Source organism: Planococcus sp. A6 (assembly GCF_028823615.1).
Lineage (GTDB): Bacteria > Bacillota > Bacilli > Bacillales_A > Planococcaceae > Planococcus.
Genome location: NZ_JAPEHT010000001.1, coordinates 36,353 through 59,289 on the forward strand (window position 1 = coordinate 36,353; position 22,937 = coordinate 59,289).

18 protein-coding genes and 1 pseudogene are annotated in these 22,937 nt (G+C 46.0%); 17 read left to right on the forward strand and 2 right to left on the reverse strand.

Features of this window, described 5'->3' with window-relative positions:
* Nucleotides 1–62 precede the first annotated feature (62 nt).
* The 6 genes from ON064_RS00190 (at nt 63) to ON064_RS00215 (ending at nt 6,709) form a co-directional block, all read left to right on the forward strand.
* The gene (locus ON064_RS00190) at nt 63–1,403 is read left to right on the forward strand and encodes a uracil-xanthine permease family protein (protein ID WP_274623098.1); all 1,341 of its coding nucleotides are present in this window, start codon (nt 63–65) and stop codon (nt 1,401–1,403) included.
* A 142-nt stretch (nt 1,404–1,545) separates the two neighbouring features.
* Nucleotides 1,546–2,772, forward strand: coding sequence for a DUF1572 domain-containing protein (locus ON064_RS00195; protein ID WP_274623099.1), 1,227 nt, complete (start codon nt 1,546–1,548; stop codon nt 2,770–2,772).
* 215 nt (nt 2,773–2,987) lie between these two features.
* Nucleotides 2,988–3,944, forward strand: a complete 957-nt coding sequence (locus ON064_RS00200; protein WP_274623100.1) for a sugar kinase — start codon at nt 2,988–2,990, stop codon at nt 3,942–3,944.
* Nucleotides 3,945–3,959: 15 nt separating this feature from the next.
* Nucleotides 3,960–4,580: a bifunctional 2-keto-4-hydroxyglutarate aldolase/2-keto-3-deoxy-6-phosphogluconate aldolase gene (locus ON064_RS00205; protein ID WP_274623101.1), complete on the forward strand. Its 621-nt coding sequence runs from the start codon at nt 3,960–3,962 to the stop codon at nt 4,578–4,580.
* A gap of 13 nt (nt 4,581–4,593) precedes the next feature.
* Nucleotides 4,594–5,676: a mannonate dehydratase gene (uxuA, locus tag ON064_RS00210; protein WP_274623102.1), complete on the forward strand. Its 1,083-nt coding sequence runs from the start codon at nt 4,594–4,596 to the stop codon at nt 5,674–5,676.
* 28 nt (nt 5,677–5,704) lie between these two features.
* Nucleotides 5,705–6,709: a LacI family DNA-binding transcriptional regulator gene (locus tag ON064_RS00215; protein WP_274623136.1), complete on the forward strand. Its 1,005-nt coding sequence runs from the start codon at nt 5,705–5,707 to the stop codon at nt 6,707–6,709.
* 38 nt (nt 6,710–6,747) lie between these two features.
* Here the strand turns inward: ON064_RS00215 and ON064_RS00220 are convergent, their stop codons facing one another.
* Nucleotides 6,748–7,740 carry a LacI family DNA-binding transcriptional regulator gene (locus tag ON064_RS00220; RefSeq protein WP_274623103.1) on the reverse strand — a complete coding sequence of 331 codons (993 nt, stop codon included), beginning with the start codon at nt 7,738–7,740 and terminating at the stop codon, nt 6,748–6,750.
* Nucleotides 7,741–8,186: 446 nt separating this feature from the next.
* On the opposite strand from ON064_RS00220, the gene ON064_RS00225 reads away from it, so the two are divergent.
* The 11 genes and pseudogenes from ON064_RS00225 to ON064_RS00275 all read left to right on the forward strand — a co-directional run bounded on the left by ON064_RS00225 (nt 8,187) and on the right by ON064_RS00275 (nt 21,279).
* Nucleotides 8,187–9,221, forward strand: a complete 1,035-nt coding sequence (locus ON064_RS00225; RefSeq protein WP_274623104.1) for a TRAP transporter substrate-binding protein — start codon at nt 8,187–8,189, stop codon at nt 9,219–9,221.
* 86 nt (nt 9,222–9,307) lie between these two features.
* On the forward strand, nt 9,308–9,817 hold the full coding sequence (locus tag ON064_RS00230; RefSeq protein WP_274623105.1) for a TRAP transporter small permease: 510 nt from the start codon (nt 9,308–9,310) through the stop codon (nt 9,815–9,817).
* A gap of 13 nt (nt 9,818–9,830) precedes the next feature.
* Nucleotides 9,831–11,124 (forward strand): annotated as a pseudogene (locus ON064_RS00235) (TRAP transporter large permease).
* Between the two features lie 63 nt (nt 11,125–11,187).
* Nucleotides 11,188–13,563, forward strand: a complete 2,376-nt coding sequence (locus ON064_RS00240) for a glycoside hydrolase family 31 protein (RefSeq protein ID WP_274623106.1) — start codon at nt 11,188–11,190, stop codon at nt 13,561–13,563.
* Between the two features lie 74 nt (nt 13,564–13,637).
* Nucleotides 13,638–15,047, forward strand: a complete 1,410-nt coding sequence (gene uxaC, locus ON064_RS00245) for a glucuronate isomerase (RefSeq protein WP_274623137.1) — start codon at nt 13,638–13,640, stop codon at nt 15,045–15,047.
* Nucleotides 15,048–15,073: 26 nt separating this feature from the next.
* Complete coding sequence (locus ON064_RS00250) at nt 15,074–15,910, forward strand: SDR family oxidoreductase (RefSeq protein ID WP_274623107.1); 837 nt, start codon at nt 15,074–15,076, stop codon at nt 15,908–15,910.
* Nucleotides 15,911–16,361: 451 nt separating this feature from the next.
* Nucleotides 16,362–16,610 (forward strand): acyl carrier protein, encoded by a 249-nt coding sequence (locus ON064_RS00255; protein WP_274623108.1) that lies wholly within the window; start codon nt 16,362–16,364, stop codon nt 16,608–16,610.
* Nucleotides 16,603–17,994, forward strand: coding sequence for an AMP-binding protein (locus ON064_RS00260; RefSeq protein ID WP_274623109.1), 1,392 nt, complete (start codon nt 16,603–16,605; stop codon nt 17,992–17,994). The genes ON064_RS00255 and ON064_RS00260 overlap by 8 nt, the downstream gene beginning before the upstream one ends.
* Before the next feature lie 128 nt (nt 17,995–18,122).
* Nucleotides 18,123–19,574 (forward strand): MBOAT family O-acyltransferase, encoded by a 1,452-nt coding sequence (locus ON064_RS00265; protein WP_274623110.1) that lies wholly within the window; start codon nt 18,123–18,125, stop codon nt 19,572–19,574.
* Between the two features lie 155 nt (nt 19,575–19,729).
* Complete coding sequence (locus ON064_RS00270; protein ID WP_274623111.1) at nt 19,730–20,635, forward strand: hypothetical protein; 906 nt, start codon at nt 19,730–19,732, stop codon at nt 20,633–20,635.
* A 170-nt stretch (nt 20,636–20,805) separates the two neighbouring features.
* Nucleotides 20,806–21,279 (forward strand): DinB family protein, encoded by a 474-nt coding sequence (locus tag ON064_RS00275; RefSeq protein WP_274623112.1) that lies wholly within the window; start codon nt 20,806–20,808, stop codon nt 21,277–21,279.
* A 211-nt stretch (nt 21,280–21,490) separates the two neighbouring features.
* On the opposite strand, the gene ON064_RS00280 is transcribed toward ON064_RS00275, so the two are convergent.
* Nucleotides 21,491–22,900 carry an amidase family protein gene (locus ON064_RS00280; protein WP_274623113.1) on the reverse strand — a complete coding sequence of 470 codons (1,410 nt, stop codon included), beginning with the start codon at nt 22,898–22,900 and terminating at the stop codon, nt 21,491–21,493.
* Between the last annotated feature and the right edge of the window lie 37 nt (nt 22,901–22,937).

The window sequence follows — 22,937 nt, forward strand, 5'->3', positions numbered from 1 at the left end:
GTATACCGAAGATGACACGATGGATTGAATAATAGCTAAATAAAAGTGAAAAGAGGCGTTTTATGAAGGAAATAGTTGGAGCTGACACGAAGGCTAGGAATACCAATAAATACGATGTAGATGGCGTACCGCCGTTAAAAGAAGCCATCCCGTTAGGACTGCAGCATATTTTCGCGATGTTTTTAGGAAATGTGGCCGTTCCGATCATCATCGCGGGGGCGGTCGGCATCACAGGAGCTGATTTAACGATCTTGATTCAAAGTGCCATGGTCATGGCTGGAATTGCGACGATTATCCAATGTTACCCAATATGGCTAGTCGGGGCACGGCTCCCGGTCGTGATGGGGACGAGCTTTGGGTTTCTGCCGACCAATCTTGTTATCGCCAGTTCCTACGGCATAGGCGGATTATTGGGTGCCAGCCTGATTGGCGGATTATTTGGAGGAGCTTTAGGGTTTTTCATTAGGAAAGTACGGAGATTCTTTCCGAAGATCGTCACCGGTACGGTCGTTTTGACGATCGGTTTATCCCTGTTGCCTACAGGGATTGTCTCGATGGCTGGCGGCAGTGGTTCTGAAAATTTCGGGTCAGCTAAAAACTGGTTGGTGGCTTTATTGGTATTGGCCATTGTGCTCTTCCTGAATAGATATGCGAAGGGAATGGCGAAAACATCCTCCATTTTAATCGGCATTATTATTGGATACATAGTGGCTCTGCCACTGGGGATGGTCGAATTTACTGCCATGAGAGAAGCCAGTTGGTTTTCCCTTCCACAACCGTTTTATTTTCCGATGGAATTTTACTGGGGCGCAATCCTCCCTATGATGATCATGTTTATCGTGACATCGGTTGAGACCGTAGGGGATGTTACCGCCATGACTAACGGGGGAGCCGACAGAGAACCTACAGAAAAAGAGCTTTCCGGCTCCGTAATCGCGAATGGTTTCACGTCCTCTTTGGGAGCGATCTTTAACTCGCTGCCGAATACATCATTTAGCCAAAACGTAGGGATGATTGCATTTACCAAAGTAATGAGTCGATATGTCGTAGCTGTCGGCGCCGGGTTTTTAATCCTGGCCGGGCTGATTCCTAAGATGGGCGCACTGATTTCCACCATGCCGCCGGCCGTCATTGGCGGGGCCACGGTCACTATCTTTTCCCAGATTACCTTAACCGGCATCTCCATATTGACTTCAGAGCCATTAAATGAAAGAGCCAAGATCATCATCGGATTGTCTTTAGTATTTGGGCTCGGCTTAAGCCAAGTACCTGATGCGATGAATGGGTTTCCGGAAGTCATCAAGTTATTGTTCGGCGGATCGGGCATCACGATTGCCTGCTTTATGGCAATCGCATTGAACCTGATCATTCCGGAGGAGTCAACGAAAGAAGAAAACGCATAAACGAAATCAAGCCCTTGGCAACAAGGGCACAAAAAAAGGCCGTATTTGGCAAGCTCAACGCTTGTTGGATACGGCTTAAGTATTTTATTAATCGATAGTTCTTTAGTAAACTATGAACGACCAAAGAAATGGGGTGTAGTTAATGGAATATATGTATCTCTTGATTGCGGCCATTGCAGTGATATTGGTGGGCGTCTTCGTTTACTTGAAAAAGAATAAAGACGCGCCTGTTCAAATAGAAGAAACACCAAATGAAAGTGTGGAAGAAGAAATCGAAGTGGAGGAACCTGAGCCAAAAGACGACGACAGCCATTTGAACCCGGTCGTGACGGAACTGGAAGACGCGGAACTCGTCAAGAGCGGCTATAAGCGGATCGAGATTCCAGCGAACATGATTCCGGTGATTGCTGAGACGCTGAAAGACGGAGCGATGATTTTCCACCAAAGCCGGACGTTTCGCATCGAGTTCAGCCCGGAAGTGGTGAAGGGCTTGAAGGATAAGAGCATGACGCTGATTGAGCGGGTCAACGGCAAGGGCTATATGCCGGCCGTGAAAAAAGACGGCGTGAAAGGGATATACGAGCAGGCGGTGTTGGTGAAACGGGTGAACCCTGGGCTCCTGGCCCATGCGAGCATGAACTTGTTGACGACGGTGGTCGGCCAGCAGCAATTAATGGAAATCCAAAGTTCCTTGAAGAGCATGGAAAAGAAACTCGAGACGCTCATTCAACACCGGGAACACGATTTCGCCGGGAAGATCGACGCGCGCTTTGGCTATTTCAAGGAAGTCATCGAACGCTTCCGGCGAAACGGCATCACACTCGGCGGCGTGGAAGACGCGGAAATCGAAGGCTTTTACACCGCGACGCTGCAGGATTTGAAAGTGCTGACGAAAGACTTGAAAGCAATCGTCGCGAGCGTCGAGAACTTGAAAGAGCACGAAACGCTGCGCAAATGGGGAGAAGCCCCGGTGAAAAAAGAGTACGAGCAACTCATCGGGCGCTTCAACGCCAAACAGGAATTATTGCTGCTCAATGTACAATTTATCCAGGAATGCTACGAGCCATATCTGCGGACCATTCGGAATTACGAAGAAGCCGATGCGAAATCGCAGACTTTGGCGGAGATCGTGGCGGAGAATCATGCATTGATACAAAGCATCGAAGAGAAAGTGAAAAGCATCGAAGAAAATTATCAAGTGAAGATCAACTTCGGCCTGAAAGCATTGAAGTATCGTAATATGGAGAGCTTGAAAGAACTGGCGCCTGTGAAGATCAATGAGCACCGGGCTAAAGAGCAGCAGGTTCCTTCTGAAGTGTTGGTTGAAGTGACGGAAGACGATCAGGCTTATGCGTATGTGCCGCGTTAAAGAGGAGAAGTTTGTTTTAGAATTGAGTTCCTTTTGAAATTAACGATAAGAGCTGCCCATCTGAAAAGGTGAGCAGCCTTTTTTATAGCAGAAAAGCCATCATTCCATTTTCAGAATAATACGTAATCGAAGTTGATTTTGAAAACGCCATCAACTATACTTTTACTAAACCGGTTTATTAAACGATGAAATATAGGTTGGGAGAGGTACTGATTATGGCAGAAACGCATAAGATTTTAACATTGGGAGATGCATTGATTACATTTAACCCATCGGAAACAGGGCCGCTTCGCTATGTGCCAGCATTTACGCGAAAAGTCGGCGGTGCAGAGTTGAATTTTGCAATCGGCAGCGCACGTCTGGGCATGGGGACAAAGTGGGTCAGCCGTCTCGGCGGGGATGAATTTGGCCGTGTCATCTATAACTTTGCTCGAGGAGAAGGCATCGATATGTCCGATGTGCAATTTGTCGAAGGTTATCCGACCTCTTTGAATTTTAAGGAAATCCGTGAAGACGGTTCAGGAAAAACCTTCTATTACCGCTATCAATCGCCAATACTGACGATGGAAGCGGAAGATATCACGAAAGAGATGTTCGAAGGTGTGGATCTTGTGCATTTGACGGGCGTGTTCTTGGCAATCGACCCGAAAAACTTGGCGATCGTTAAACAAGTATTAAAAATTGCGGGTGAGCAAAATATCCGTGTGTCGTTCGATCCGAACATCCGTTTGAAGTTATGGACCTTAGAGGAGGCGCAAGCAGCGTATCAGCAAATCCTGCCTTCAGTCGATATCTTATTGACAGGTTTGGATGAGATTGAAATGTTGAATGGTACGGCAACAGATCAAGCATTGGAAGGCTTCGCACAACAATACGCTATTAGCCAACTGGTCATCAAAGACGGCGGAAACGGCTCTAGAGTCTATCAAGAAGGTACGTGGCATATGAAAGAGGCGTTCAATGTGAACGTAGTGGACACAGTAGGGGCTGGGGACGGCTTTGATGCGGGTTATATTTACGCAGTGCTTAACGGATATGTCCCGGAAGATGCGCTCGAGTTTGCCAATGGCGTCGGCGCTTTAGTGACGACAGTGTCTGGAGATAACGAGGGGCTGCCGTATTTGCAGGAAGTGCTGGCGTTGGTACGTAAAGAAAAATTAGTCGAACGTTAAAGGGGAGAAACTATCATGTTAAAACATGAAATTTTAGCAAGCATTACCGATACGAAAGTGGTTGCGGTCATCCGTGGCAACAGTGCGGAAGAAGCGATCGAACTCTCAAAAGCCGCGGTGGAAGGCGGCATCCGTGCCATCGAATTAACTTATACAACGCCGCAAGTACAAAAAGCATTTGACGCCTTGCACGGAACAGACGTCTTGCTCGGCGCGGGATCCGTTTTGGATGCAGAGACTGCCCGCCATGCCATTCTGTCTGGAGCGAAATTTATCGTTAGTCCACATTTCGACGAAACCATTGCGCCAGTCTGTAACCGTTATGGGATTCCTTATTTGCCAGGCTGCATGACAATCCGCGAGATGGTCAAAGCTTTGGAAGCAGGATGCGAGGTCATCAAACTTTTCCCTGCAAATAACTTCACGCCTTCATTTATTAAATCCGTCAACGGACCGCTGCCGCACGTGCGCATCATGCCGACAGGCGGCATCAACTTGGATAATATTCAGGACTGGTTAGCCGCAGGAGCCGTCGCAGCCGGCATCGGTAGTGATTTGAACAAAGCATATGCGGCGGGCGGGTATTCTGCTGCCGTGGAATTGAGCCGAAAATACGCAGGAAAAATCGAACAATAAAGGAGCAAAATTCATGAATATGACATTTCGCTGGTATGGCCAAGGCAATGATACGGTCACACTTGAACACATCAAACAAATCCCAGGCGTCAAAGGCATCGTTTGGGCACTTCACGATATACCGGCTGGAGAAGTCTGGTCAAAAGAAGACATTGCGAAAGAAGTTGCATATATTGAGTCACACGGATTCCATGCGGATGTTGTGGAAAGCGTTAACGTCCATGAATCTATTAAGCTTGGCAATAGCGAAAGCTCGCAGTACATTGAAAACTATAAAGAGTCGATCCGCAATCTAGCGGAAGCGGGCGTTAAAGTGATCTGCTATAACTTCATGCCGATTTTCGACTGGACGCGAACGGAAATGTTCCATCCTCTGGAAGACGGCTCGACGGCGTTGTTCTTTGAGAATGCTAAAGTAAAAGATGCGGATCCAAAAGAATTGATCCGCACCGTCAGTGAAGCATCGGATTTGACTTTACCTGGTTGGGAACCCGAGAAACTGGATCGCATCACCGAATTGTTCGATGCCTATAAAGAAATCGACGAGGCGAAGCTATGGGCAAATTTAGAAGTTTTTCTGAAAGAGATCTTGCCGGTTGCTGAACAAGCAGGCATCAAAATGGCTATCCATCCGGACGATCCACCGTTCTCTATCTTTGGCTTGCCACGCATCATTACGGGTGCAGCAAGCTACGAAAAACTCATCGAAATTTCCGATTCGCCATCGAATGCATTTACGATGTGTACCGGTTCAATGGGCGCTAGCAAATCGAATGATATGGTAGCGATCGCGAAGAAATATGCCCACCGTTCGCCGTTTGCGCATATCCGCAACGTGAAAATTTACGATAATGGTGACTTTACCGAAACCTCTCATTACACGCAAGATGGCTCGATCGATATCAAAGGGGTTGTGAAGGAATTGCATGAGCAAAACTTCACGGGCTATGTGCGCCCTGATCACGGTCGCCATATTTTTGGTGAAGTGTGCCGTCCGGGCTATGGTTTATATGACCGTGCACTGGGCATTATGTATTTACTCGGCTTATGGGATGCGTACGAGACAAAACGCATTACCTTGGCTGAACAACGCTAATCTGTTTTATCCGGGAGTTTGAGTGATGATGAAAAATGTAACGATGGCCGATGTGGCGAAGCATGCAAACACGTCGAAAAGTACGGTTTCGCAGTATTTAAACAAACGTTATGAATACATGAGCGAGAAAACCAGGGAGCGCATTGAGCTGGCGATTCAAGAACTGAACTATCACCCGAACATTGTTGCGAGAAGTCTTTCGCAAAAGACCACGTATACGGTCGGAGTGATCGTCGCCAATATTCTCCATTCTTTTTCCACGCACATTATCAGGACGCTGGAAACCGAGTTCAACAAGAAAGGTTTTCACACTATTATCTGCAATGCTGATGATGATCCGGAAAAAGAACGCAATTACATTGAAATGCTGCTGGCAAAACAAGTAGATGGGTTAATCGTTTTTCCGACTGGTGAAAACTTGGACTTGTATGAACAAATGACAAAAAGGAATTTTCCGATTGTCTTTATGGACCGCCAAGTGGAGGGGTATGACATCGACACGGTGATGCTTGATAATCGGCGGGCTGCGGAACTTGCTGTCGATAAGCTCGCATCGCTCAACTACACAAAAATTGCGATGATCACTACCTCAGTCATCCGCAATATCAGCCCGCGCGTTGAACGCATCGATGGCTACAAGAGGGCGTTGGAAAAGCACGGCATTCCATTGCAGTCGGAATACGTCAAAACGGCGGATGCTGAGTTACTTCAAGAGACGCTGCATGGTTTGTTTCAGCTCGAGCCAAAGCCGGAAGCCATTGTGGCTGGCAACGACATTGTACTGACCGAAGTGCTGAAATATATCAAACATCATCATCTCTCGATTCCGGGAGACGTGGCAGTCATTGGCGTCGATGAAGTCACCTTTGCGAGCTTCTATACACCGCCGATTACGGTCGTGGAGCAGCCGAAAGTGGATATGGCTAATCGTGCTGCTGAATTGCTGCTCGAGCAAATCAAAGGTGAAAAAATATCGGACAAACCGGTGGTTGAACGTTTCACACCGACATTGATCGATAGAGCTTCTTGTTGACGCAAACGGACAATAAAAAAGGCGCTTTTTTGTCATGCTTATTTTTCTGTTGGCGTGCCAATCGCAGCACAAGAACTTCTTTCGGTGATCACTGGAGTTAAAGTTTGGACAGCGGGAACGGAATCCGGATCCTTGATGTAACGCGTCAATGTCTGGACCATCGCTTGAGCGATTTCTTCTACTGGTGCACCGACACTGGTTAGCGGAATTTCCATATTCGCCATCTGTGGAATATTGTCGTAGCTGAGTACGGAAATATCATTTGGAATCATATAGTTTTCCTGCCTCAGAGCGCGGATGAGGCCAGCGCTAATATCGTAACTGGCACTGATGATTGCTGTGGGGCGGTACGGAGAATTGATGAGGCGGACGGTCGCCATATAGCCGTCGTACCAGCCTAAGCCTTTCGTATCGAGTATATGGTCTTCTTGGTAGATCCCAAAATTTTTCATGGCTTTTTTAAAGCCGGCTGCTTTTTCTATTTGCCGCTCGTCATCAGTTGTAAGATCACCGATAAAGGCGATATCGCGATGGCCAAGTTCGTATAAATACGTCACGGCATCATTCATAGCCCCTTGGTAATTCACATCGATTACCGGGAAAGGGGTATCTTTTTTGACGCCATAAGTCAGGCAGGGCAAAGGGGAAGTCGCAGGCATATCATTCAGGTATTCGTTAAAGATAATCACTCCGTCTACTTGGAAGCGCTTGAACATTTCAAGAGAGGTTTGAAGGGGGTTGACGGACAGAATCATTGAGTACGAGCTTTTCGATATTTCTTCGTTGATTTTTGTCACGAGTACAGATGGCGCTACACGTTCTAAAGTCGGCCAAATAAGGCCGATGACTTTCGATTCTTTTGAAACCAGGCGCTGAGCTGCATAATTCGGTTCGTATCCCATTTCTTTTGCGATCTTTATAATTCGATCTTTAGTTTCGGGTTTGACAAGTGAACTGTCATTTAATGCTTTTGACACCGTTGAATAACTGACTCCGGCAACAAGAGCCAAATCTTTTATTGTGATGGTCATAGTAACCCTCCCTCCATGTAAGCGTTTTAAATTTTTTATGGGTTCAAAAACATGATATCAATTGCATACTAACAGAAGCAATGCCAAAAGTATCGCTCCATAATGGAGTGGTTTTCTCAACTCAAAACGGCGATAAAAGAAATTTCAAAAAACATACTTGATTATTTAGGTATATTACTTTAAGATGAAATTTGTAATAACAACGTTGTTATTTGTTGTTGTCTCAAGTCTAATGTAAATTTATATATTTTTCAACAAAATGAAAGCGTTTGCCTTTAGAACGACAATTGCTTGTTTTAGAAGGGAGAACTGTTCGTTTGTTACTCAATAACTTGAGTTCACGGAATTTTCAACTAGTTCGATAAAGAAAATGGATCAGTTCCCGGAGTTTCACTGCAGTGTATTTTGATAATTGAAAGCGTTTTATAAAAAAGGAGGAATTTCATATGGAATTCAAAAAAGGATTTTCATTCGCAACGATTGGTCTAAGTTCATTCTTATTGCTAGCAGCTTGTGGAGACGATAACAGTGCGCAGGGAAGCGCTGAAGGCGGAGGAGATGGGGAATCCGTCTCCCTACGGCTTGCTCACAACCAAGGCGAAGATCACCCGGTACATACCTCATTGGTTGAGCTGTCCGAGTTGGCTGCAGAAAATTCAGGGGACAGTGTGGAAATTGAATTGTTCCCGAACGGACAATTGGGTGATGAGCGCGGTGTCATTGAATTGGTGAAATCAGGAACGCTTGATATGGCGAAAGTCAGTGCCAGCGCGCTAGAATCTTTTGATAGCAACTACGCAATTTTCTCGCTTCCTTATGTATTCCAAAGTGAAGAACATTATTTCGATGTAATGGACAATAGCGAAGCGGTCCAGGAAATTTTCCAAAACACGCGGGATGAAGGATTCTTTGCAGCCGGTTGGTATACAGGCGGGCAGCGCAGCATCTATACCGCGGATAAAGAAATTGCGACACCAGAAGATCTGAACGGCATGAAGATCCGTGTTCAAGAGAGCCCAACCTCTATCGCGATGATCGAAGCGATGGGCGGAGCGCCAACACCAATGTCTTTCGGTGAAGTATACACTTCACTTCAGCAAGGAGTCATTGACGGTGCGGAAAATAACGAAACGGGCTTGACGAGCAATAAACACGGTGAAGTAGCTAAGGCATATAGCTATACAGAGCATCAGTACGTACCGGATGTCTTGATCGTCAGCACTAGCATGTGGGACGGATTGTCAGAAGAGCAACAGGAAGCCATTTCCGAGGCGGCAGTGGAATCATCTGAAAGCCACAAGCAAGTATGGGCTGATGCCATCGAAACAGCCATTACAGATGCAGAAGAAATGGGCGTAACGTTCTATGAAATCGACAAACAGCCGTTTATTGATGCTGCATCCCCGCTTCATGAAACATACCAGTCTGAAAGTGAAGACAGCAAACGCTACTTTGAAGACTTCCAAAGCTATGTCAAATAAACAATGAATAACAGGGGCTCAACTTGTGGCAAGAAACCCTTGCACTTGTGGGGCCCTTAATTTATATAGGAATGGAGAGAATCCCAATGAGAGATATTGTGGATAAAATCACGGCATTTTTGACATGCTCCTTGATGGTGGCAATGGTTCTAGTGGCTTGTTGGCAAGTATTCACACGTTTCGTCTTAAATTCACCTAGTACAGTATCTGAAGAATTTCTTCGCTATTCCCTAATTTGGCTCACGATGCTTGGTTCTGCTTATGCATACGGCCAAAAAAAGCATTTAGCCGTGGTGTTCATAGCGCGTAAAGTACCAGAAAAATTTAAGTTTTACGTGGACATGCTTGTTGAACTCATTGTGTTGGCGTTTATTTTCATCATCTTGCTCTACGGAGGCATGCAAGCTTATCAAAATTCAGTCGGACAGGTTTCATCTGCTTTGAATATGCCGACGCAGTATTTGTATTTAAGCTTAATCGTTGCAGGTGTCTTGTTTTTATTTTACGCGGTCATCCATATCATCGAACATTTCCGCAATCATAAAAAAATGAAAAACGTAAAAACCAAGTTTGAATCAGACGAGATTCTAGAATAAGGAAGTGAACGTTATGGCGTTGGAGGCAGGAATCGTACTAGCGATTGTATTTGCAGTAATGCTCATTATCAGTGTACCGATATCGGTCAGTATCATCATTGCTTCATTGGCAGCAATATTGATTAGTTTACCTATGGATATGGCGATTTTTACTGCCAGCCAAAAACTTGTTACTGGGCTGGATAGTTTCACCTTATTGGCAGTTCCGTTCTTCATTTTGGCAGGGATCTTAATGAATAATGGCGGAGTTGCCGAGCGTTTGATCAACTTTGCCAAAGTGCTTGTCGGGCGTGCGCCAGGAGCATTGGCGCATACGAACGTGCTCGGGAACACCTTGTTCGGTTCTTTGTCGGGTTCTTCTGTAGCGGCGGACCGCAATTGGCGGCGTTATGGGGCCATTGCAGAAAAAAGAAGGATACGATCCGAAGTTTTCCGCAGCGGTCAATATTTCCTCTGCACCGATCGGTTTGATTATTCCGCCAAGCGGAACCTTAATCATCTATTCGCTTGTCAGTGGAGGAACGTCGGTCGCGGCATTGTTTGTCGCAGGATACTTACCGGGCTTGCTATGGGCATTCGCTTGCATAGCCGTGGCATTTATCATTGCGAAAAGAAGAAATTATCCAACATCAGAAAAAGTCAGCTTTCAGGTAGCCTTTAAAACATTCTTGGATGCGATTCCTAGTTTGATGTTAATTGTCATTGTAATTGGCGGAATTTTGTCAGGGATTTTCACTGCGACAGAAGCAGCAGCCGTGGCAGTCGCGTATACCTTTATACTGTCTTTGGCTTATGGCGCAGTTAAGTTCAAGCATCTTCCAAGAATCATTATGGAATCGGTGGAAATAACCGCTGTCATCATGCTTCTCGTATCCGCTTCGGCGGTCATGTCGTGGGTCATGGCGTTCACGGGCATTCCGTCAGCAATCAGTGAATTGATCTTGGGCATTTCAGAAAATCCAATTATTTTATTGCTGATCTTAAACCTTTTCTTGTTATTCATTGGAACATTTATGGATATCACGCCGGCTGTCCTTATATTTACACCAATTTTCTTGCCGATTGTGGTCGGTTTCGATATGGACCCAATCCATTTTGGCATCATGATGGTCATGAACTTGAGCATCGGGAACATTACGCCTCCTGTAGGAAGCGCTTTGTTTGTCGGATCCAGTATTGCGAATTTGGATATTGAAGACGTGATCAAACCGCTCATTCCATTTTACGCCGCGATTATCGTGGTACTCCTATTGGTTACATATATTCCCGCAATCAGCATGTGGTTGCCGAATTTGCTCGGTTATTAATCCGAACAGGCAACAATCACAAAAACAAGGTTTTTCAATGCACAACGAAAGGGTGTACGGCTCATGTCTTTAAAAGAACAGTATTTATTTGAATTTCAAACAGAACAAGACAATATTCTTACATTCCATCTCGGAGACCCTTCGGTTACCGCACAAGTAATGGTGTTGGAACAGGACATCATCCGGGTACTTATGATGAACGGGGATCAGCTTGAAGTCGACAATACATGGCTAGTCGCTCCTGGAATGGACGATGTCCCATTTGAAGGCAGAAGCCGTTTTGATTTGTCGCCGTTCTCACTTCCTTCTTATAAGGCGCATACAGAAGGGAACACAGCGAGCGTTGAAACAGAAATGGTCAAACTATCCATTGACTTAGATGGTTTTAAAGTCACATGGTTTTTCAAAGGAAGCGATGGAAAACTCACCGAGATTGCAGCAGACCGGAAAACCCAAGCATATAATTTCGACGGTTCACTCGGGAATGGCATATTCCACTACTTGCAAAGAAATCACGATGAGCAGTATTTCGGCTTAGGGGAAAAAAGCGGCGATATGGACCGTTACGGCAAACGCTACCGCATGCTGAGCGTCGATCCGATGGGATACGACGCACAACACACGGATCCATTGTATAAACACATTCCGTTTTACATTACGCGTAATAAACAATCGGATATTTCCTTTGGGATTTTCTATGACAATATGGCGCAAAGCGTGTTCGATATGGGCAATGAAATGGACAATTACCACGGATGGTACCGCTACTATCATTCATTCGCTGGAGACTTGGATTATTACATAATTGCCGGGCCACAAGTGAAAGACGTTGTGAAACGCTATTCTTGGCTAACAGGGAAAACCATCTTTTCCCCGAAATGGAGCCTCGGCTATTCCGGATCGACAATGACCTACACGGATGCACCTGATGCCCAAGAACAATTAAAAGACGACATCATCTGCGATTCGTTCCAATTGTCTTCAGGCTATACTTCCATCGGCGACAAGCGTTATGTGTTTAATTGGAATCGGGAGAAGTTCCCAGATCCGAAAGGCTTTATCGATGAATATCATCAAAAAGGCGTGCAGTTATGCGCGAACATCAAGCCGGCGCTATTGAAAAGCCATCCGCAATTCGAAGAACTGGAAAAACAAGGCGTGTTTATCCGCAACCGTTCAGGTGAAGTGGAAATGGTTCAGTTCTGGGACGAAGTTGGCGCCTATATTGACTTCACCAATGTAAAAGCCATTCAATGGTGGAAAGAAAATGTCACTTCGCAATTATTAGAGTACGGCATTGACTCCACATGGAATGATAATAACGAATTCGAAGTCTGGTCGACAGAAGCTGTCTCCAATGGGTTCGGCAAAGAGCTGCCATTTGAAACGATGCGTGCTGTCCAGCCGCTGCTCATGATGAAAGCATCCTATGAAGCGCAAAAGGAATACGCGCCTCATTTACGTCCTTATTTGATCTCCCGTTCTGGCAGCCCAGGCATGCAGCGTTATGTCCAAACTTGGTCTGGCGATAATTACACGAATTGGAAATCGCTTAAATACAATATCAAAATGGGCTTAGGGCTGAGCATGTCGGGTATTTATAATGTCGGCCATGACATCGGCGGATTTTCAGGTCCTGCCCCGGAGCCGGAGTTGCTGGTGCGCTGGGTACAAAATGGCATCTTCCATCCGCGCTTCACCATCCATTCCTGGAACGACGACCAAACCGTCAATGTCCCGTGGATGTATGAAGAAACGACAAGTACAATCCGTGAATTGATGAAGTTCAGGCACCGTATCACGCCTTATTTGTACACGGCACTGTATGATGCTCATGCAAACTACGAGCCGATTATCCGACCAACCTTCTACGATTTCGGAGGAGATATCAAAACGTATGAAGAGAACGATGAGTTCATGTTGGGCGAGTCTATCTTGGTAGCGTCAGTTGTCGAACAAGGTCAAACGGAAAGAGCGGTCTATTTACCGGTGAGTGAAGGCGGCTGGTTCAATTTCCATACTTCAGAATGGCACGATGGCGGCCAGCATGTAACAGTGCCGGCGCCGCTCGACTACAATCCGTTGCTGATTAAAGCAGGAAGCATCGTACCGATCAACGACGCGGAGCCGAGCTTTGCGACAAAAGATAAAGTGGAGCGTGGCTTTATGCTATTCCCGCATCGCGAAGAAGGCAGCTCGACGTATCGTTTGTACGAGGACGATGGCATTTCCGCAGACTACGAGCAAAATCATGCAGTGATCACGGTCTCGATGGAATCGAGTGCTTCGGAAATCGAGTTGAGCTTTGACGTTAAAGGAACGTACACTTTGCCTTACGACACAATCCGTTTTTACATGAACGGGGACGATAAGCGTGCCGTGTCTGTAAACGGCAGCGAAATTGAGAAGAAAAACGGGTGTTTCGAAGTTGAAATTTAAGAAGTTGGACGCTTGACTGGAGTAACGGAGCAAGACAAAGACTTTTTGAAAATAATTGCCTTACTGGGAGTGGCCTGATGAAATTTATGGATGAAGATTTTTTACTGAATAGCAAGAGCGCGAAGATCCTCTATCATGAGTACGCAAAAGATCTTCCTTTATACGATTTTCATTGTCATTTGAGTCCGCAACAGATTGCGGAAGACCATCGCTTTGAAAATATTACCGATGTCTGGCTAAAAGGCGACCATTATAAATGGAGAGCGATGCGCGCATTTGGGATCGACGAGCAATTCATTACGGGAAATGCCAGCGACAAAGAGAAGTTTCACGCATGGATCCGCACGGTGCCGCATACGATGGGGAATCCGTTGTATCACTGGTCTCATCTGGAGCTGAAAAAGTATTTCAACTACGACGAAGTGATCAAAGAAGAAAACTGGGAAGCGATGTGGGAGCAGCTCAATGAGCTCGTTCAATCAGATGCTTTCTCCGTTCGGAAGTTAGTAAAAGACAGCAATGTCAAAGTCATTTGCACCACTGATGACCCGGCTGACAATTTGGAATATCACATGCAAATTGCTGCAGATGCGAGTGTTGAAGCGAAAGTGCTGCCGACATTCCGCCCGGACAAGGGCCTTGCCATTTCTGCTGACGGATTCACTTCATACATTCAGGAACTTGGAACATCAGCTCAACTGGCTATCCATAACTACGCAGATTTCTTGAAGGCTTTGTCTGAAAGAGTCGACTATTTCCACAAGCACGGATGCCGCATTTCGGATCACGGCTTTGAGTATTTGCCATATCAAGAAACTCACTTTGAAGAAGCTGCAAGTATTTTCGAAAAAGCGTTATCGGGCGAAAAGATTTCCAAAGTCGAAGAAGAAAAGCATAAAACGTTCACGATGCAATTCTTGGGTGAGCTATATGCAAAACACGATTGGGCAATGCAATTACATATTGGCCCATTGCGCAATAACAATACACGGATGTTCGAGCAGGCTGGCGCCGATAGTGGCTTCGATTCCATAAATGATTTTGAGTTGGCTCGCCCGCTCAATCAATTTTTAAACAGCTTGGATCGAAAAGAAGTGTTGCCAAGAACGATTATCTACCCGCTCAATCCGGTCCATTTTGAAATGGTGGCCAGTACGATCGGCAATTTTCAATCCAGCGAAATGAAAGGGAAAATCCAATTCGGTTCCGGCTGGTGGTACAACGACCAAAAAGATGGCATGATGCGGCAAATGAAAGAATTGGCCAATGCTGGGTTGTTGAGCCTCTTTGTCGGCATGTTGACGGATTCGCGCAGTTTCCTGTCCTTTACACGCCACGATTATTTCAGAAGAATCTTGTGCCAATTGGTTGGGAACTGGATCGAAGAAGGGGAGATCCCGGCGGATTATGAATTCGTCGGCCAGATGATTCAAGATATTTCTTACCACAACGCAACACAATACTTCGCTATTAACTTGGACTGATACAAGTCTGGAAATGAGGGTGCTTTATGATTCCTATCCACAAAAATTTAAATGGCCGTGTAGCGGTTGTCACTGGGGGCAGTGGCGTCCTGTGTTCGGAAATGGCGCGTGAACTTTCGAGGCAAGGCATGAAAATCGCTATTCTCAATCGTACTGCTTCAAAAGGCGAGAGTGTGGCCAATTCAATCATTGAAGCAGGTGGACAGGCGCTTGCGCTGCCAGTCGACGTGCTCGATCGTGCATCACTGGAACAGGCAAAGCAGCAAATATTGGAGAAATTCGGCCAGATCGACTTGCTCGTCAACGGCGCAGGCGGCAATCACCCAGATGCCATCACAGCTCCTGAAACCTATGATGAAAAAGCCGCTGGACAATCCTTTTTCGATTTGGACGAGCGCGGCTTCTCCTCGGTCTTTTCACTTAACTTCACGGGAACCTTTTTGGCCTGCCAAGTATTCGGGCAAGAGTTGTTGAAAAGTGAATCGCCGGCAATTATCAATCTATCATCGATGAGTGCTTATGCACCACTGACGAAAATTCCAGCCTATAGTGCGGCGAAAGCTTCCATCAATAACTTCACACAATGGCTGGCGGTGCATTTTGCAGAAACAGGCTTGCGCGTCAATGCCATTGCACCAGGTTTTTTCCTGACAGATCAAAACCGGGATTTGTTGATGGACAAAGACGGAAATCCTACAGCTCGCACGAAAAAAATTCTCGAAGCGACGCCGATGAACAAGTTCGGCGAGCCGGAAAACTTGCTTGGAGCCTTGCTGTTTTTGGCGGATGAATCGTATTCATCGTTTGTGACAGGAACAACCATGGCAGTCGACGGCGGTTTCATGGCTTATTCCGGAGTGTAAACGTACACTATGTCTCTAATAAGTTAAAATTCTCATAAAACACCCTCTACTGAGCGATTGGCATTTGCCGTTGCTCGGCAGAGGGTGTTTTTTCCTGTCCTGTTCCCAAGAATAACCCAGTTCAATCAAACGTGCTTCACTGAATGCTTGTGCACTTAATGTGACCCAAAACTTCTCGCATAATAATGCCTCTATATTCATTCTTAAAAAAACCTGGAATTCAGTTCCTCTCCAAAGCATCTCCTCAGATTTCCCATTGACATTTTTCCTCGCATATTTATAATTGACCATGATAATCATTTTCAATTAGATGTTTGTAGATGATTTTCGGGAAGGTCGAAAGACAGTGACTGCGTATGTGATCCGTCATTGCGATGGCGAGGATATACTTGAAACAAACTAAAGCTTCCTGCATAGGCAAGTGATACTAACGAGTGAAAGGAAGTAAACAATGAAAAACATCGAAAAATATCGAAATGCATTTATAGAAGCCTTGGAATTGGACGAAAATGAGGCATTGGAAGAGTTGGCATTGGGCGAGTCAAGCGAATGGGATTCGCTGGGGCATATGATTCTTATTTCTACTTTGGAAGAGGCTTTTGATGTTTCCATAGATGCGGATTTGATGACTGAATTCGATTCGTATCAGTCCGGGATCGATTTATTGACTCGTATGGGAGTAGACTTCGTCAATGAATAGCTTCAAAAAAATCGAGCAGTTTGGAAGCCGTTCAGCGGTATATGCGGAACGGGAATATTCTTATGCTGAAATGGGGGGAATTGCTGATGCGATCTGCGCTCAAGTAGGGGAAAGAACGCTCGTTTTTTGCTTGTGTTCGAATAATAAAGAGTCTTTATTTGGCTACGTGGGCTTTATTAGAGGCGGCGTTGTGCCGGTGCTGTTGGATGCCTCCATCCAGCCCGACCGGCTGCAAAGGCTGATTGCCCTTTATAAGCCTGCATACATATGGGCGGAGAGTGAAAATCAGAGCCTCTCCAATGCAATGGATCATTCGTTTGTGTACGGGAATTATACTTTATTCAAAAATCCGGAGCGTTTTCAACAGGAGCTTGATGAACATCTTGCGCTTCTTTTAACCACTTCAGGAAGTACCGGAAGCCCCAAATTTGTTCGCTTGAGTTATGAAAATATTTTCAAGAACGCTGAATCCATAGCGGAGTATCTTGACATCAAGCCAGACGATAAACCGATCACCACTCTGCCGATGAACTATTCTTACGGCCTTTCGATCATCAATAGCCATTTCATCAAAGGCGCGACGGTCATTGCAACGGATGCCTCCATCTTGAAAAAAGAATTTTGGGATTTGTGCAAAGAACAACGGGCTACCACTTTCGGGGGCGTTCCGTTCGTCTACGAGATGCTCGATCGGCTGAAGTTTGAAGCGTTTGACCTGCCGAGTTTAAAAACATTGACGCAAGCAGGCGGGAAATTAAACCCGGGGTTGGCGTCCAAGTTTGCGGCAGTATGCAATGAAAAAGGAATGCGTTTTTTCACCATGTACGGCCAAACGGAAGCGACGGCACGGATGAGCTATTTGCCGCATGAAAAAAACCAGGCAAAAGTCGGAAGCATCGGAATTGCCATCCCCGGCGGAGAATTGATGCTCCAAGATGAAGAGGGCAATAACATCACAGCACCCCATGTAAACGGCGAGTTGATCTATAAAGGGGCCAATGTCTCCTTAGGGTATGCGGAGTCGCTGGCGGATCTTTCGAAAACAGATGACAATGGCGGCGTGCTGCACACAGGTGATCTGGCGTATGTTGACGAGGACGGGTATTTCTATATAACGGGGCGCATCAAAAGAATCATTAAAGTCGCCGGAAGCCGCATCAGCCTGGATGAAGTGGAAGAGCTTTTGGGTGAGCATGGCCATGAGTGCATCTGCAGTGGCACGGATGACCGAATGCATGTGTACACACTGAAGGAAGATTGTGTTCAAATTAAAAAAATAATAAAGGAAAAATTAAACTTAAAAGGCGTTAAGGTGACGGAAATTAAGGAGATCCCACGCAACCAGTTTGGGAAGATACTTTATTCCGAGTTGCCTGCAGGATGATCGCCTGACCCTTCACAGGAGACAAGGTATAGGGGACACCATTTTAAAGGCTGAGACAGAGGGTGTTCAAGGCACTGGAATCTCTCGTTTTATGAAAAATCTTAAGTTTATTTTGATCAGGTGATTGAATGACGTTTATTTCAATTGAGTTTCTGCTATTTTTTGCCGTAATCGTTTTCACTTATTATTCCATCCCGCATCGTTGGAGATGGATTCTTTTACTGGCTGCCAGTTATAGTTTTTATGCGAGTTTGAATAGCTATTTTGTGCTGTTGCTGCTTGCAAGCACGGCGTTCTCTTACGTTACGGGAATCATCATTGAAAAGCAGGAGACCAAAAAGCAGAAGAAACGAGTCATGCTGGCGGGCATTTGCGTATTATTGTTCATTCTCGGCTGGTTTAAATATTTTAATTTCGTCAATGACTCAGTCCGGGCCATTGCCATCTACATGAATTGGAATTATAGCGTCCCTTATCAGGAAATCGTGATGCCAATAGCTATTTCTTTCTATACTTTCCAGGCAGTCAGTTACCTGGTGGACATCTATAAAGGAAAGCTCAAAGCGGAACGGCATTACGGTTATTTCTCCATCTATTTTGCCTTTTTCCCGCAATTGGTGGCAGGCCCGATTGAACGCGCCAAGAAATTGCTTCCCCAATTCAAAGTGGAACAGACATTGAAATATGAGAATCTAAGCTATGGAATGAAGCGGATCGCCTGGGGATTTTTTAAGAAAACCTTGATTGCGGATCGTCTGGCGCCGATTGTTGCCAGTGTTTACAATAGTCCTGATGCGACCGGTTCCGAAATTGTGCTGGCGACGATCCTGTTTTCGATCCAATTATACGCCGATTTTTCGGCACTCAGTGACATCGCTATCGGCTGCGCCCGAATTTTGGGAATCAAATTGACGGAAAACTTTAAGCAGCCGCATTTTGCCGTTTCGATCGGGGATTTCTGGAACAGATGGCATATTACGCTTTCCACATGGCTCCGCGACTATATCTTTATCCCGTTAAGTAAAGGGAAAAAGAAGAGAAGTGAAATTTATCTGGTCATTGTGATTACTTTTTTAGTAAGCGGCATTTGGCACGGGGCAGCTTGGACTTTTGTTTTGTGGGGCTTGATTCATGGGTTCTACCGTGTTTTTGGAGATCATACAAAGCATGTTCGAGGGAAGATGGCGTCGTTTACGCGGCTAGATCAGAGTCCATCCTTGCATAAATGGGTGAAAATCACCATTACATTCCTGCTGGTTTGCTTTTCCAGGGTTTTCTTCCGCTCGGATAGCGTAGCCGAAGCATTTGAAAATGCGAAGCTTTTCCTGACGCCACACTCGTGGAGGCCGGCCGGAATGATCGATGCACTTGAATTGTTCTCGCTGCTGGATTTAATGATCTTCATGTTCTTCTTTGTTATTGTTCAATTGTTCCACTATATCGAGAGAAAAAACACTTCGACATGGGACTGGCTGTCGCAACGCCCGGCGTTCACCCGGTATGCAGTATATGTGTTGATCGTGGTCTCTGTCCTTATATTCGGTGCTACAGGCCAAGGGTTCGTGTATGGCGGATTCTGATCCAGCCGCGCCAAAACACCAAGTGGCCAGCCCGTTTGAAGGCTGTATTCCCTTATTCATTTTAAAACGACCTTATCGATCGCATGTGTATAGAAATTCGGCTTGCGAGCCAATCCGTAAATTGAAAAAGACCTACTGTATCGAGAGGATTTGCCGTGAAACGTTTATTCATTAAATTAACAATTATCATGACTGTGGCTTTGCTCGTGTTTATACCCGCAAATAATCTGGTGAAGCATTCCCGGAGTTACAACATCAATGATGACATATTGGCGTTCAAGAAAGATCCGCATCCGGTTGATATCATCAATCTGGGTGCTTCCCATTCCATGTATGGGTATTATTTTAAGCCGACTGGACTTACCCATCTGGACTTGGCACTGCCTTCCCAGACGATTCAATACGATTTTAAATTGCTGAAAGAGTATGGCAAGTATTTGAAACCGGATGGTGTCGTCCTTATATCGATTTCGCAAATCACGTTCGCAAATGCTGAAATTGAGAACGTAGAAAATTATTATGAAATTCTGGATCATTCCCAAATCGAGCCGTTTCGCTTAACGGACTATTACAGATACTTGTACTTTCCTGGGACCCAAAGCGAAAGTTTTACTTCTGCGCTCTCGAGTGAAATGAAAAAACTCAAATGGGATTCCCATCAGCCCTGGGCAAATGATGGGAAAAACTATGCGGCCAGAAAGTACGATTATGTGGAAGATTTATATAGGGCAGCCGAAGAAGAAAATTACTTCGAACAAAATTTGGAGCACTTAAAAGAACTGCTGGAATATTGTCAGGAGAACGGCTACCAAGCAGTACTGACGATGGAGCCTGTGCATCAGACGTACGAAACATATTTTGATGAAGCAAAGATGGACAAATTTGTTTTTCAGTACTTAGATACTTTGGAAACAGATGTCCCTTTTTTAAACCATATGAACGATCCACGATTCGCTGACAATAAAGACTATTTTATCGACTCCGACCATTTAAACAGTGATGGAAGAAAAAAGTATTCCTGGATCATTTATGAGGAGCTCAAGGAGTTAGGCTATTTTTAGAAGAAGGCTTTCTCGCGTTCGAGTAGAACGTGAGAAGAGTCTTCTTTTTTCTATTCATACACTTGAAGCCATTGACGCTTTCGAAAACACTATGTTTCCAGGAGGGGTGAGGCAGGTAAGGATAAGGATAAGGAAAGGTGGTTTTAAATACTTCGGCAAGGAGGAATTTGATGAACAGGCAATTTTTCAAGAAGAGCTTGCATGGAAAAGACGCAAACGTCGATACGGCAGTCGTTTTTAATGGTTTGGATTGGCAGCAAGCAGGCCAGAAACCGGCGGAGTTCCCCCATACGGTTTGGGAATTGTTGTTTCATATGAATTATTGGCAAGATTTCATGCTAGACCTGTTAACTGGCAAAATATCCACAAGCCAGAATCCGGACGAAGAATCCTGGCCGGCTGTACCGTCGCCCGACAGTGAAGGCGAATGGGATTCAGCTGTGGCGCATTTCCTGGAAGGGGTGCAAAAAGCCGAGCAGGAAGCGGGGAAAGATTTATCGGAAAAAGTGGTGGAAGGGAAAGAAGAGACCCGGGCCGACTGCCTGCAGACAATCATCTTGCATAATACATATCATGCGGGACAAGTGGTGTTTGCGCGGAAAATCCTCGGTGACTGGCAGCCTCCTACTGATAGTGGCAGCTGAATCGTCTCGTTGAAGGTCCCCTTAAAAGCGAGAAGTGATGATTTTATAAGAACATATCTTTCGAGAAAATGGAGCTTTAACATTCATTATGAAGCACTGGCTGCGTTACTGGATTCAAAGGCACTGCTGATGAAAACACCCTCTGCTGAGCGCCCGGCATTTGTATGCTGGCGTTTTAGTAGAGGGTATTTTTTGATGATGTAAATGAAGTTTAGTACGATTCCAAATCCGGTGCGATCCGTTTCTGCGTCGCTTGCTCGTAAGAATAAGCCAGTTCAATCAACCGTGCTTCGCTGAATGCCTGTGCGCTGAACGTCACACCAACCGGATGGCCGTCTTCCGTGTAGCCGGCCGGAACGGTGATGGACGGATAGCCAGCTTTGGCCGGCATCGCGGCGCCGCGGTTGTTTTGGAATAGCAATGCGTCGAGTTGATGTTGTTGCATGATTAGGTCGATGCCCTCTTTTGTGGACGTGCGAAAGTCGATTTCGCGGTGCTCCAGGTAAGTCGCGTCGTTCGGATCGTCGCGCTCGGGGTCTTGCTGGTTGAACGCGATAACGTCAGCGAGTGATTTAACCGGCACTTCGTCAGGTGTCGAAGCAAGGTAGTCATTGACGCCGCGTTTGAATTCATACCATAAGACGTCCGATTCAAACTCCTGCTGGGGAATCGTCAATTCAACGACGGTGGCGCCGAGTGCTTTGATTTGCTCGATTGCTGCGTCCATGATGGCGCGTTCTTCAGGTGCTTCATTGTTCAAAAATGAAAAGTCGACGCCGATGCGAGCGTTTTTCAAGCCATCTGATTTCAGATGCGGCGTGTAATCGGTAAGTGAGCATGCTGCACTCCCCAGTGTCGCCGGATCCTGTTCATCGACGCCGGTCATCGCGCCGAGCAAGATCGCCGCATCCGTCACGGTGCGTGCCATCGGTCCAGCAGTATCTTGGCTTTCAGCGATCGGGATGATGCGCGATCGGCTGATGAGCCCGACGGTCGGCTTGATGCCGACGATGGAATTGGCGCTTGATGGGCTAAGAATCGAGCCCGAGGTTTCGGTGCCGACTCCGACTACCGCGAAATTCGATGCGATTGCAGCACCCGTTCCGGAACTCGAGCCGCCGACGTCTTCCGGTTTGAAGATATCGACGCCGTACGGATTTTTCACCTGTCCGGCGAGTGAGCTATAGCCACTCGGCCCGTCTTGGGACATGAAATACGCCCATTCGCTCAAATTCACTTTGCCGAGAATGATGGCACCGGCATCGCGCAATTGCTTCGCGACGAACGTATCTTGTTTCGCGAAATTGTGTTCAAGTGCGATGGCACCGGCAGTAGTCGGCATCGGGTCTTTCGTTTCGATATTGTCTTTCAGCAACACGGGAATGCCATAGAGCGGGCCTTGCTCAGTCTGTCCTCGTTTTTCGTCCAACTCGGATGCGATTGCCAACGCGTCCGGATTGATGGCCCGCACGGAATTGATTTTCGGTCCGTTTTGATCAAACTTTTCGATCCGGTCGAGATAGGCTTGAACCAATTCCACGGAGGTCAGTTTTTGGTCACGGAAGGCTTGTTGGGTGTCTTCAATCGTCGCTTCGATCAGTTTGAATGTGCTTGTTTCCATATGTATGCTCCTCGCTAATTAGATGTACTTTCTTTAA